This window comes from Limimaricola sp. (assembly GCF_016125575.1).
Classification (GTDB): domain Bacteria; phylum Pseudomonadota; class Alphaproteobacteria; order Rhodobacterales; family Rhodobacteraceae; genus WGLM01.
This window is the reverse complement of record NZ_WGLM01000004.1, coordinates 564,888-578,540: the sequence shown is the minus strand read 5'-3', so window position 1 is coordinate 578,540 and position 13,653 is coordinate 564,888. Positions and strand designations below refer to the sequence as shown.

At 65.4% G+C, this 13,653-nt stretch carries 8 protein-coding genes and 1 tRNA gene; 4 read left to right on the top strand and 5 right to left on the bottom strand.

The window, feature by feature from the left end:
* Positions 1–120: 120 nt before the first annotated feature.
* The 3 genes from GC146_RS09785 to GC146_RS09775 form a co-directional block, all read right to left on the bottom strand.
* Positions 121–861, bottom strand: a complete 741-nt coding sequence (locus GC146_RS09785) for a hypothetical protein (RefSeq protein WP_291837499.1) — start codon at positions 859–861, stop codon at positions 121–123.
* Positions 858–2,936, bottom strand: coding sequence for a PQQ-binding-like beta-propeller repeat protein (locus GC146_RS09780; RefSeq protein ID WP_291837496.1), 2,079 nt, complete (start codon positions 2,934–2,936; stop codon positions 858–860). The genes GC146_RS09785 and GC146_RS09780 overlap by 4 nt, the downstream gene beginning before the upstream one ends.
* A gap of 322 nt (positions 2,937–3,258) precedes the next feature.
* Positions 3,259–4,509, bottom strand: a complete 1,251-nt coding sequence (locus GC146_RS09775) for a sodium:proton antiporter (protein WP_291838513.1) — start codon at positions 4,507–4,509, stop codon at positions 3,259–3,261.
* Positions 4,510–4,972: 463 nt separating this feature from the next.
* Here GC146_RS09775 and GC146_RS09770 point away from each other — a divergent pair, with 463 nt between their 5' ends.
* Both GC146_RS09770 and GC146_RS09765 read left to right on the top strand, forming a co-directional pair.
* Positions 4,973–7,696: a hypothetical protein gene (locus GC146_RS09770; RefSeq protein ID WP_291837494.1), complete on the top strand. Its 2,724-nt coding sequence runs from the start codon at positions 4,973–4,975 to the stop codon at positions 7,694–7,696.
* 178 nt (positions 7,697–7,874) lie between these two features.
* Entirely contained in the window at positions 7,875–9,695 is a 1,821-nt protein-coding gene (locus tag GC146_RS09765; protein ID WP_291837492.1) for an alkaline phosphatase PhoX, read from the top strand.
* 102 nt (positions 9,696–9,797) lie between these two features.
* Here GC146_RS09765 and GC146_RS09760 read toward each other — a convergent pair.
* Positions 9,798–9,874 (bottom strand) — tRNA-Met (locus tag GC146_RS09760).
* A 142-nt stretch (positions 9,875–10,016) separates the two neighbouring features.
* On the opposite strand from GC146_RS09760, the gene GC146_RS09755 reads away from it, so the two are divergent.
* Together GC146_RS09755 and GC146_RS09750 are read left to right on the top strand one after the other, a co-directional pair.
* Positions 10,017–11,426: an FAD-binding oxidoreductase gene (locus GC146_RS09755; RefSeq protein WP_291837490.1), complete on the top strand. Its 1,410-nt coding sequence runs from the start codon at positions 10,017–10,019 to the stop codon at positions 11,424–11,426.
* Positions 11,426–12,634: an MFS transporter gene (locus GC146_RS09750; protein ID WP_291837488.1), complete on the top strand. Its 1,209-nt coding sequence runs from the start codon at positions 11,426–11,428 to the stop codon at positions 12,632–12,634. The genes GC146_RS09755 and GC146_RS09750 overlap by 1 nt, the downstream gene beginning before the upstream one ends.
* Here GC146_RS09750 and hemC read toward each other — a convergent pair.
* Entirely contained in the window at positions 12,631–13,566 is a 936-nt protein-coding gene (hemC, locus tag GC146_RS09745; RefSeq protein ID WP_291837485.1) for a hydroxymethylbilane synthase, read from the bottom strand. The genes GC146_RS09750 and hemC overlap by 4 nt on opposite strands.
* Positions 13,567–13,653 lie beyond the last annotated feature (87 nt).

Here is a 13,653-nt window from a genome sequence, read left to right as displayed (position 1 = left end):
TTCACGGTTTTTCAGCGCAGTAATTTGCGCGTCTTGGTGAATTGTTGCCCGACAAAGTGCGGCGGCCTGCTGCACGACTGGCGGGCCTACGGGTGTCTGGTGGTGCCTGCCGGCTTCGCTTCAGCGGTATTGGCCGAGGTCAACATCGTGCGTGTAGGTGCGCCCGCCGCTGTCGGTGAATGTGAGCGTGCCTTTCAGCGCGGCGAGGCTTTGCGCGTTCTGGGCCACCGGTCCCAGATCGAAGACGTATGAGAATGCCCCAAGCCAGCGGAAGACGTGATTGCCATTGGCAAGGATAAAGAAATCCTCGGCAGGATTGCTCAGGTCCGCGGGCCTTGCCTGCAGCGCCTGACCATTCGTCAGTGTCAGCGTGGCCTGCCCGAAATCCTGCAGGAAATGGCGCTGATCCGGTGCCAGCGACGGGGCATGGGCAAAAACACGAAACGCAATCTTCCCCGCAAGGTTGTCGGCCATTTTCCGTGCGTCGCCGGTGCTCAACGTCTTGTCCTGAAAATAGGTCAGGTAGGCGTTGGACAGCAGGCGTTGCCGGGGCGTGTCAACCACAACGGCATCCACCAGACGGCTTTCATCGGTGATGTGAAGCGGATTTGGCCGGTCGAACAGCACGTAATCCTTCACGATCAGCCCGTGCGCATGGTCCGCGACCATCGTTTTGGCCTGGTCCAATGTACTGGCGACCTCGCTGTCGCTAAGCGAAGGCTCGAACGCATGCGCGGGCATCGCGCCGATCAGGCCGATAACGGCGATCTGGCCAGCGCGCGACAGAAGCCGGATGGCCGGGCGCACGACGTTGCGGCGGGGCCCGCAGGGCCCCACCATTTTCATATCATGGTCCGTCATTGGTTCGCCTGGCCTTGGCCCAAACCGAACAGGATCAGCGTCGCCGAGGGCGACACATCAGGCGACCATGTCCGCGACATGTTACCAGAGGCCACCGCGACATATTGCTGACCGTTCATCTCGTAGGTCGAGATACCGCCGCCGATCGGACCGCCGGTGTTGAAGCTGTAAAGCTTGTCGCCGGTCTTGGCGTTCAGCACGGTGAAGTCGCCGTTCAGCTCGCCGGCAAAGACAACGCCACCGGCTGTCGGCGTGACCCCGGCCACGACCGGCAGGTCGGACTTGTAGCTCCAGTTCGTCTTGCCATCCGCGGCCGAGATGCTGTGAATCCAGCCTTGCGCCTGGTCAACAGGGTCAAAGCTGTAGCTGCCAGCGAAGAAGAACTGCCCGGGCGTGTAGCGCACTTCGCCCAGCGTGAAGGTCGTGCACCAGTCGACGCTGGGCACCACGAGCGCCTTGTCTGCCTTGTCGAAGGCCGGGCCGTACCATTCCACGCCCCCGTTGATGCCCGGGCAGACATGCGTGCCGTCCGTCGTCGGTGGCGAACCGGCGTTCTTCAGTGTCGTGACCGCCGATTTGAAGACCTGCTGCTTGTTGGCTTCGTTGTAGACGTAGACATAGCCGTTCTTGCTGGACTGAGCGGCATAGACCGTTTTGTTGCCACCGCTGTCGGTCAGACTGAAGATCACCGGCGCCGCGGCGCTGTCACGGTCGAGCGCATCGTTCGGGATCTGCTGGTAATAGTGGTCCAGCTTGCCGGTCTTGGCATCCAGCACCAGCGTCGAGTCGCTGTAGAGGTTGTCACCGGGGCGATACCGTGCCGCAAAGTCGGGGGCCGGGTTGCCGACGGGCACGTAAAGCAACCCGTTCTTGGTATCGAGGGAGTAGGACGTCCAGTTGGAGCCGCCACCGGTCGATGCCGGATCGGCACCACCGAAGGAGGCCTGAACCACCTCGTCAAAGGACCACAGCTGATGTCCATCCTTCACGTCGAAGGCGAACATGTGCGCAGGCGCGCCCCAGTCAGCGCCAGCGGTGCCCATGAACAGCATGTCATGCCACACGATGGGTGCGGAACTAAGGAAATAGCCCTTGCCGGAATCCACCGGGCGGATGTTCCACAGAACGTCGCCGGTCTTGGCGTCCATCGCGATGACGTGGCCGTCCGAGGTGCCACGGAACACGCGCCCGCCGGCAATGGCGATGCCGCGATTTGTGTTGAAAGGCTCGTTGCCCTTGGGCGTGTAGGTCTGGTGCCAGACCTGCCGGCAGTTCTCTGCATTGACCGCATATGTCGTGTAGGGCGTGGTCACGTAAACGAGGCCGTCATAGACCACCGGGCTGGACTGGAACGAAGTCTGCTCGCCCAGCTGGGCGATGCAGACGGGCCGCAACTGATCGGCATTGCCGGCATTGATCTGGTCAAGGCTCGACCAGCGCTGGCCGCTATAGCCCTTGTTGTACATCAGCCAGCTGTCGGTCGCGCTGTCCGCGTTGTCGAGCGCGGCCTGATCGGGGCCGCTTGTCGTGGGTTGCTTGACGTTCTGGGCCGGAGCACCCACAGCCATTTGCTGCGGTTTCTGGTCATTGCCATTCTGGCCGCCACTGCCGGAGTTGCCGCTAGCCTGGGCCTGCCCGTTGGACGGGTTCTCGCTTTGGCTGGCCTGCTGGTTGTCGCCAGAGCTGTTCGACTTGCGCATGTCGGCAACCTTCTGCGCCGTGATCGGGCCGAAGGAATTGTCGAAGTTCTGCCGAATGTAGGAGGCCACGGCAGCGATCTGAGCGTCGCTCAGCTGTGAACTGAAGGCCGGCATCTTGCTGCCGCCATGCAGGATCTGGGCAATAACCTTGCTGTCATCCGCAAGGATCTGATTGCCGCGAAACTTGATGCCGATGCCGCCATTACCGTTCTGGCCATGACAGCCCTGACAACCCGCCGTGCTGTAAACCTGTTGTCCGTCCACCGATTGCTGGGCCTCGACGGGCTGTTGCAACCCGCCAGAGATGGTCAAAGCTGCTGCGACGGCAAATCCACTTGCCAGCTGCCCGGCCCCGGACCCTCCTGGTGTGTCCAATGAATTTGTCAATGATTGTAAGGCCATGGGCGCCCTCCTTTCGTTTTGACATGGTTTCTAGGTATTCACCGGAGGCAGTGACACAACCCCTCGGCCGCGAGAGCTGCACAACTTTTCGGCATCTTTGGCACGCATTTTCCGTGGATTCGGCATGACGCCGCGGGTCGTTCTTGGGCCTGCGGCGCTACGCGTCAGCGGCCAGTTTTCGGCACCTCGAGCGCTTTGAATTGCACCGCGTGATCACCCGGTGCGGCAACTTGGCCGGGCGCGTGTTCGGCGTGATTGTCGGAAGTCCGGCATCGAAACAAGCGGTTCCTCGGGACTAGCTCGACTGCTGTCGACGCCTCAGAAACCGCGCCAGTCGCCCGATTGTCAGCCCCTGCACGATGATCGAAAACAGGACGATCAGGAAAGTGGCCGCAAGAATCTGCGGCTTCCACGCGCTGTCAGGCAGACTGAGGGCAAGCGCAACAGAAATGCCGCCCTTGAGGCCGCCCCATGTCATGATTGGTATCACCCCGCGCGACTGGTCAAGGAACGGTCGGAGCACAAGAACAGGCACGACAACCGCAATCAGACGGCCGACCAGCGACAGGCAGATCGCGGCGATCCCGAATGCGATCGTGTCGAAGTTCAGGGTGACGACAAAAACCTCGACGCCGATCAACAGAAAGAGAATGGCGTTGAGAACTTCGTCGATGACCGTCCAGAACCCGTTTAGGTACTTCTGCGTCTGCTCCGACATGCCGTGTCGAACGCCGATATTGCCGATGAACAGGCCGGCGACGACAGCCATGATCGGGCCCGAAACGCCCAAAGCCGACGCAAGCTGATAGCCCCCAAGTGCCAGCCCGAGCGAGAGCAGTATCTCGAGCGGGTAATCATCGATCGGACGAAGCATCTGGACAACCAGCCAGCCCAGCACGCCACCCAGAAGAGCGCCACCCGCTACTTCCCTGAAAAAGAACAGGATGATCCCGCCGAACCCGGTCACGGCCGGAGATCCATCTGGTGGAAAGGCCAGTCCGGCCAAGATCAGAAACACCACGTAGCCCATGCCGTCGTTGAACAGGGACTCCCCGATAATCTTGGATTGCAGCGAGTCCGTCAGCCCGGCCCGTGACATGACGCCTAGCACAGCCACCGGGTCGGTCGGCGAGATCAGCGCGCCAAAAACCATGGCCACAAGAAGCGGCATCCCCGTCACCCAATGGTATCCAAGCCCGACGACCGCGACAGAAAGGACCACGCCAAGCGTCGCCATGACTGCAATGGTCCCCGCCTGATCACGCAGGTCCGCGACGCGAACATGCAGGCTGCCGGCAAACAGAAGCAGACCCAGCATTCCTTCGAGCAGCGTGTGCGAAAACCTTGCGTCAGCAACGAAGGTTCGCATTTGCGCCGCAATGCCCAGACCCGGATCAAGCGCGTCGAGGCCAAGAACACAAAGCGAGGCCGCAAGCGCAACGATGAGGATACCGATCGCCGACGGCAACCGGAACAGGATGTGGTTTACGGCGCCGAAAACACCGGCGAGGACAATCAACAATGTGCCGATCTGAAGGGCGTTCATGGAATCCTCGGATCTTGGTTCGCAAGCCAGTTGATCGTTTGCGATCCATTCCTGTTGTCGCGCTAACGGGTTCCAGCCAAAACGGCCCCGCCAGAGGGAAAACAACCTATTGTGCTGCCCATTGGGGCACAACCGTTCGTTTGCGGCAAAGCAAGACTTGCGCGCCTTGAGGCAACGCCGTCCCGTTTTCGGGAAGGGCCGAATCATGCATTTGCGCGCACTACATTCCGAACCGCCGGACCGGACCCCACCAAAAAGAGTTGATCGAATAGGGTGAGGGGGTCAGGATCGGGCGCAGATGCCAAGGTGGCGGTCAGGGCGCGGATGCCCTCTGCCCATTCAGGTTTACCTGCATTCGGCCCTTGCCCGGCATGCGAACGGGGGACGCATGAACGGATCGAGATCAGCCTGCGCAAGATCCGCGCCGCGCCGCGCGACCCTCGCCCTTGCCGGATTTCTTGCCGTGGTGGCCCCGCCCGCGGCCCTGCACGCCGGACCGGGGCACCAGTACACGCCGCCGCCGCTGATCACGGACCCTGATACGGGGCTGCCGCTCAATCCACTCGCCAGCTTTGATACGCAATACGAGGCGGACGAGGCAGCCGCCGATCTGGAACGCCGCCTGACGATCATCGGCGAGCGGCAGATCGTGCGTGTCATCCCGGTGCGCAACGCAACTGGTAATGGTTCGTCAAGCTACGTTCTGGCAACGTCGATCGGGGTCCGCGACATCCTCGACTATTACACGCCCAACGGGGCCGACCCGTCGGTCACGCTGCCGCAACTGCCCGGCTCACTGGCCAATGGCGAGGTCGCGGGCCTGGCGATCAGCGCCGATGCCAAGACCGTGGTCGGCTACGCCAATTACGGCGGCACCAGCCCGGCAGCCTTCAGCGACAACCACGCCTTCCGCTGGACCGCCGAGACCGGCACCGTCGATATCGACGGGCGCGATGCGACCACCTATTTCTCCGCCGCGACGGCCGTCAGCGACGATGGCGCGACGGTTGCGGGATACATGGGCATTGACCCGGACGGCAGCACCCGGCACGCCTTTCGCTGGACCGATGCGACCGGCATGTTCGACCTAGGCACCCTGTCAGGCAGCGGCGCTTCGGCGGCCAACGCCATCAGCGGGGATGGCGGCACGATCGTCGGCTGGTCCGACGCAACGCTGGGCAGCGGCATCGACACCGTGGTGGCGAAGCGCGCGTTCAGCTGGACCGCCGCCGCCGGCATGACCGATCTTGGCGCGCTGCCCTCGGACTATACCGGCCGCCGGTCTGAGGCGACGGGCGTCAGCGCGGATGGCACGACCATCATCGGCTGGTCCGACTACGACGATCCTGGCCTGGGCTATCCGGTCGCACGCTCGGTGCGCTGGAGCGCGGGCACGATCAGCAACCTCGGCACCCTGCCGGGCGCGGTCAGTTCCGCGGCGACGGCGGTCAGCGCGGACGGGTCGGTGATCGTCGGGACGACCACGCAACTGTCGCAGCCCTACACCCCCGGCGACCCGCTGGCCGGGGACGAGGCCGCGTTCCGCTGGACGGCGGCCACCGGCATCGCGGACCTGAAGACGCTGCTGTCTGATGCCGGGCTCGACATGACCGACATTCGCCTGCTGACCGCCGATGGCCTGTCGCCCGACGGCGTGGCGATCGTCGGGCAGGCGATGATGCCCGGCGCGCAGGCGCCGACCGGTTATCTGGTCACCTACCTCGACGCCACCAACATCGCCGTGGCGCAGGCAGAGGGCCTGGTCGCTGCCATAAACGGAAGCGGCACGGGCGCAACCGGCGGTACAGGCGGTACCGGCGGGGCTGGCGGCAACGGTGGAAGCGGCGGGATATTGGGAACCGGTGGCACCGGCGGTACCGGTGGCACCGGCGGCACAGGCGGCGACGGTGGGAACGGTGGAGCTGGAGGCGCGGGCGGTACCGGTGGCACCGGTGGCACAGGCGGAAACGGCGGGAACGGAGGAACTGGAGGCACTGGCGGTACAGGTGCAACCGGCGGCACAGGCGGCGACGGTGGGAACGGTGGAGCTGGAGGCGCGGGCGGTACCGGTGGCACCGGTGGCACAGGCGGAAACGGCGGGAACGGAGGAACTGGAGGCACCGGCGGTACAGGTGCAACCGGCGGCACAGGCGGCGACGGTGGGAACGGTGGAACCGGCGGCACTGGCGGAAGCGGTGGCACAGGTGGCGACGGTGGGACCGGCGGAACCGGTGGCACAGGCGGAAGCGGTGGGAACGGCGGAACTGGAGGCACGGGCGGCACTGGCATGACCACGACCGACTCTGTCCAGGGGTCGGTCGATGCGCTGGGGGCAGCGGGGTGGATGGTTATTCCGCAGGAGGCGGCCTTCGGTAGCCTGCTGAACGGTCGTTTCGATGCACCCTTGGCTGCGGGCGACATGGTGGCCCCGTTGGCCGCCTGGGGCAGCCACACCTACGGCCTGCGCGTGCGGCGCGATCTTGGCGACGGGCTGCTGCTCAAGGGCGCGATCGGGTCGGCCCAGCACGACGATGGGGATATCGCGCTCGATTCGCCGCTCATCGGCGCCGTTGCGCTGCGCTGGATGCCGGAACGGGCCGGGGTGCTGCATCCCTATGCCGAGCTCGGTGCCATGTTTGCACCGCAGCAGACCGCCACCTTCACCCGGCACTACGCCAACGGCGCCTCGGGGCAGGCGACCGGGATCGGCACCGCGGCGGGCCGACTGGCCTTCGGCTATGTCGAGGGCGGACTGGCCTACGCGCCATCGGCAGACGCACAATACGCCCTGTCGCTGACGCTTGGCCGCGGCAGTTTCCACCACGACGCCTATACCGAAGCGGCCGGACCGGAAAACCCGTTCCCGGCCAGCTTTGCCGCAGGGACCGACCGAGCCACCACGTTGCGCTTGGGCGCACGCGCCTCGCTGGCGCTGTCGCCCAGCATGTCGCTAGGCGTCAACATCGGGCTGGGGCATGTCTGGGGGCAGTCCGGCACAGCGGCCACGGTGGCGGGCACCGTCTATTCCACGACTGCGGGCGCGGCGAGCTGGGCCGATTACGGGCTGGACCTTTCGATCCATACCGGCGCCCGCACGGATGTCGATCTCTTCATCATTGGCCTGTCGGGCGACCACGGCATTGGTCACCATGCAGAGGTCGGACTTAGCCTGACGATCCGGCTTTAGTCGCGCGTCAGGCGGGCCGGGTCACGGGGTAACGTCAGCCTTCGGTTGTCAAGAAACCGATACAGAACGGTCAAGAGTCCGTTTCACGAAAACGTCATCACTTGTTTCAGGCGGTCGTCTGCCGGGCCCTCTCCGGGTTCGGCGCGGCCCCGTTTTCGGTTTTCCATTGGAGACGATCATGACTCATTCAGCCAAGAAGATCATCCTTGTCACGACGGCGCTCGTTGCGCTGGGCACCTTTGCCCATGCCGATGCCGTGTCCGATTCCCGCGCCGCCGCGCTGGCACAGACCTCTGTCTATCGCGTCGGCTTCCCGGTCGAGGTGTCGGTGGTCCCGGGTAAGGGCCTGGGCGCTGATGCCTTTGCCGCCAACACCGTCGCGTCTAAGCACTATTCCGTTGGCCGCCTGTCGTTCGAGCTGGCCTATGTCATGCCGGACCAAAAGACCGTCTACATCGGCAACGACCAGACCAACGGCGCGATGTTCCGCTACGTGGCCGATACCGCGGGCGATCTTTCGTCGGGCGAGCTGTTTGCCGCCAAGCTGACCCAGACCGCCGAGAAGGGCGCCGCGACCTCTGATTTCAGCATCGCCTGGATGTCGCTGGGCCATGCGACCGACGCCGAGATCGACGCGATCATCGGCAAGGGCATCAAGTTCTCGGACATGTTCGACACGGCCGATGTCGCCGACAATGCCTGCCCCGCGGGCTTTACCCCGATCGAGTCGACCTATGGCGCGGAATGCCTGACGCTGAAGACCGAGAACCGCCTTGGCATGTCGGCCGACGAGATCGCGCTCGCCGCCTCGCGCCTTGAAACCGCACGCTATGCCGCGACGATGGGCGCCACCTCGGAATTCCGCAAGATGGAAGGCATCACCTTCGATGCCAAACGCTCGAAGCTCTACATGGCCATCTCGGACCTCGAGAAGGGCATGGCCAAGGGGCCGAAACTGGCCGGTGTCGCCGATGACATCAACCTGCAGGCCAACAAGTGCGGCGCGGTCATGCAGCTGTCTGTCGGAGCCGACATGGCGACCACCGACATGAGCATCCTTGTTGCCGGTGGCCCGTTCAATGCCGGTGCGGTGGTCAACCAGTGCGACATCAACAACATCTCGTGGCCCGACAACCTGACGATGGGTTTCACCGATGACACGTTGCTGATCGCCGAGGATACCGACTATCACCAGAACGACGTGCTTTGGGCGATGAACCTCAACGACGGGTCGCTGACCCGTGTCTTCACCACACCCTACGGGTCGGAAGTGACCTCGCCCTTCTACTACAAGAACGTCGATGACAAGTTCGACTACCTCGTCACCGTAGTGCAGCACCCCTATGGCGAAAGCGACCAGGACATGGCGACCTCGCCCGACGATACCCGCGCCTACGTGGGTTATGTCGCGATCCCGGCCAAGGTGCAGGGCGGCGATACCGTCGGCTTCACGCCCATGCCCTTCGCCGCGACCGATGCGGAAAAGCGGATGGCGGCCTTCACCCCATCGATGACGCTCAACGGCACCGAGATGGCGCTGAACGGCTACCAGACGCTGCTGCGTTCGGGCGACAAGGTGGGTAACGCGGTCTTCGGTCAAGCCGTGGCCCGCGACGGTACGCCGCTGGTCGATTACCCCGACGGCGACCTGCCGGGCGGCGTCTCGACCTCGCAGGACCACACCACGCTGCACCGCACCGCCGATGGCGAGCTTTTCGCGATCACCCAGTTCGAGGAAGAAGTCGGCACGATGTACATCGCCAGCCTCGACCGCGACGCGGTGTCGGGCACGCTGGTGGTGACCGGGCTGAAGCCGGTGGACCTTTCGGCGGCCTTTGGCGGGTTCGACTTCTGCGCCGGCGTCGCCACGCCCTGGGGTTCGCACCTTGGCGGCGAAGAGTGGGACTTCAACGCCCGCGAATTCGAAGCCGCGGGCGAACAGGACGCCGATTTCGACAAGTACCTGATGTACTTCGGCTTCAAGCCCGGCGCGGCCTGATCGCGCTGGCGACCAGCCCCGGTGCGGCGACGCGCCGGGGCCTTCACACACAACGACGGCCGCGCGAAGGCGTGGCCGTTTGCATTTCCGAAAGGGGGGTGTTGGTGGCGGCGCAGGGACTTGAACCCCGGACACGCGGATTATGATTCCGCTGCTCTAACCAACTGAGCTACGCCGCCAGACCGAGGGCGAGTTAAGCGAGGGGCCGCGCCCCGTCAAGGGGAAATGCGGGAGGAGATGCGGGCCCGTCGGGATGGGCCTTCCCTCTGCCACGCGGCGGCGCTAGCACTGGTGGCAGGATTTGCCGAAGGCCCCTGCCCCATGTCACTACTCGACCGCCTTGCCGCCATCGTCGGCCCCGCCAACCTTGCGACAGGGCCGGACGCCGCGCGCTGGTCGCAGGACTGGACGGGCAAGTTCCATTTCACGCCACTGGCCGTGGTGCGCCCCGCCTCCACCGCCGAGGTTTCGGCCGTCATGGCGCTGGCGCATGAAACCGGCACGCCGGTGGTGCCAGTTTCGGGCAATACCGGCCTTGTCGGCGGCACGGTGGCCGAGGGCGCGCTGATGCTGTCGGTCGACCGGATGAACCGCATCCGCGAGGTGCGGCCCGCCGGGCGGCTCGCCATCGTCGAGGCGGGCGTGATTCTCTCGTCCCTGCACGAGGCGGCGGCCGCGCATGACCTGATCTTTCCGCTGACCTTCGGCGCACGCGGCTCGGCCATGGTGGGCGGGTTCCTGTCGACCAACGCCGGCGGGTCGAACGTGCTGCGCTACGGCAATACGCGCGACCTCTGCCTCGGGCTGGAGGTGGTGCTGGCCGATGGCCGGGTGATGAACCTGATGAGCGAGCTGCACAAGGACAACGCGGGCCTCAACCTGCGCCACCTGATGATCGGGGCCGAGGGCACGCTGGGCATCATCACCGCCGCGGTGCTGAAGCTGCGCCCACGCCCGCGCGCCTATGCCACCGCAATGCTCGCCGTGCCCAGCCTTGCCCAGGCGCTGGCGCTGCTGAACCGGATGCAGGACATCACCGGCGGCGCGGTCGAGGCCTTCGAATACATGCCGCGCAACTACATCGACGGGCACCTGGAGGTGATCGCGGGGGCAAAGCCGCCCTTCGCCCAGATGCACGACCACAATATCCTGATCGAGGTCGGCGCGACCGCCCCGCGCGATGCCACGCCCGGACCGGATGGCGCGGTGCCGATCGTCACCCTTCTGGAAGAGACGCTGGCCGAGATGCTGGAGGCAGGCGACCTGCTGGATGCCGTCATCGCCCGGAACGAGGCGCAGCGGCGCGAGATGTGGGCCCGGCGCGAGGCCGCGGCCGAGATCGCCCATGGCTGGCATCCTTACGTCGATACCGACGTGGCGCTGCCGCTGGAAAAGGTCGCGCAATTCCTCGACATGGTGCAGCCGCGCATCCGCGCGCTGGTGCCGGGTGCGCGCGACCTGACAGTGGCGCATCTGGGCGATGGCAACGTGCATTACAGCGTCTATCCCGGCAGCGACGACGCCGCCCTGCACGACCGGATCATGGAACTGGTCGAGGACGCGGTGCAGGTGCTGGGCGGCAGCTTTTCCGCCGAGCATGGCATCGGCCTGTCCAAGCTTTCGTCTATGCGCCGGCGCAAGGACCCGGTCGCGCTGGAGGTGATGCGCGGCCTGAAGGCGGCGCTGGACCCCAAGGGCATCCTCAACCCCGGCAAGGTGTTTCCCGCCTGATGCGTGCACAATTCGCCCTGATCGTCCGGGACCCGGTGTTGCGGATGCTGTGCCTTGCCGTGCTGCTGACGGGCACCTACGGCTCGTCCATCGGGATATACCAGTCGCTGATCGGGATCACGGTGTTCCACCTGTCCGATACCGCCTATTCGGTCGTGCTGGCGGGCATTCTGGCGATGTCGGTCAGTGCCTCGGTCGGCATCGGCATCGTGACCGACCAGCGCCCCTCGCGCCGGCGCATGGCGATGTTGGCGACGGCGATGATGATCTGCGGCGCCTCCACCGTCTGGCTGGGCCATGCGCCGGTCTTCTTCGTGCTGGCCCATGTCGGCATGATCCCGTTCAACGCCGCGCTATTCGGGCAGGTCTTCGCGGTGACGCGGCTGCAGACGGCGCACCTGTCGCGCCGCGACCGCGACGGGATCATGGCGATCGTGCGCGCACTCTTCGCGGTGCCCTTCGTGATCGTGCTGCCGCTCTGGGGCCGCTCCTTTGCCGCCGGGCTGCCGCTGACCACGGTCTATCCCGTGGCGGCGGGCGTGGCGGCAACGCTGCTGGCGCTGATCCTTTTTGCGTGGCCGCGCGATGCCGTGGCGCCCTGGACCGAACAGAAATCCGGCCTGGGGTTCCGCGCGTCGTTGCGCGAAATGGCGCATCCGCCGCTGCTGCTGCGGGTGATGCTGGTGGGCGCGATCCATTCCGGCAGCGCCATTGCCGGCGTGATCCTCAGCCTTGTCTTCGAGCAGGCGGCGCATCGCACCACTGCCGACGTGGGCCTTTTCTTCGGCATCTTCGTGGCGATCGAGGTCGCGGTGACCCTTTCGGTCGGACAGGTGCTGAAACTGCTGCCAAGGCTCAAGATCATCGCGTTGGGAGCGGTGACCTATGCCATCTTCCTGTTGTTGCTGCCATGGGTGGCGCCGACGCCATACGTCTGGCTGTTAACCATCCCTGCCGGCGCTGGTGGCGCGCTGATCTATGCACTCGCCATCGGCTATCTGCAGGACCTTCTGGGCGCGCGTGCGGGGGCGGGCTCGTCTTTGCTGGCGGTCATGCGCATCGCGGCGGACGGGCTTTGTGCCGCGATCTTCGCGGTGGGAACGTGGCTGGGTGGCTACAGCCTTGTCGCCATCATGGGGGCAACGACAATGGTGCTGGCGATCAGCCTGATCCTCTGGCTCGACCGCGGACGGCACGCCTCGATCTAGAAAAAGCCCGGGCTTGCCTGTTCCAGCAGTTTGCGCGCCATCTCGCGGCCCAACGACGGGCCGTCCTCGATGGGCGCGGTCGCGTCGTCGGTCAGCACCTGGCTGCCATCGGTGCGTAAAATCTCGCCCCGCAGGCGCAGCGTGCCGCCATCGAGTTCGGCCAGCCCGCCGATGGGCGTCTCGCAGGACCCGTCCAGCGCGGCAAGGAAGGCGCGCTCGGCGGCAAGGCGCTGGCCGGTCGGGCCGTGATGGATCGCGGCCAGCATCTCGGCGGTGCGGCTGTCATCCGTCCGCCGTTCGATCCCGATGGCCCCCTGGGCCACGGCGGGCAACATCTCGTCGGTCGAGACGGGCGTGCGCGGCACGTCGGTCATGTTCAGGCGGTTCAGGCCCGCCATGGCGAGGAACGTGGCCTGCGCCACGCCTTCGGTCAGCTTGCGCAGGCGGGTCTGCACGTTGCCGCGAAACTCCACGATCGTCAGGTCGGGCCGGCGGTTGAGCAGTTGCGCACGGCGCCGCAGGCTGGACGTGCCCACGGTGGCACCCTGGGCAAGCTCGGCAAGGCCGCCCTGGCCGAACGAGATGAAGGCATCGCGCACGTCCTCACGCGGCAGATAGGTGTCGAGGATCAGGCCCGCGGGCTGTTCCACCGGCATGTCCTTCATCGAATGGACGGCGATGTCGATCTCGCCCGCGAGCAGCGCCTCTTCGATCTCGCGAGTGAACAGGCCCTTGCCGCCGATCTCTTTCAGCGGGCGGTCCTGCACCGCGTCGCCCGTCACCTTGATGACGCGGATCGCAAAGGCGTCTTCGGGCAGGTCGAAGGCCGCCATCAGCCGCGCGCGGGTTTCGTGGGCCTGCGCCAGCGCCAGCGGCGAACCGCGGGTTCCGATCTGCAGGGGCTGGGCGGGCATGGGAAGAGAAAGCGTCATGAGGCGGTTCTAGACGTGTCAACAAAGCCTGACAACTGCCTTGACACGGCCCCGCGCGCGGGGGACGAACAGGAGCAGCGAGAGGAG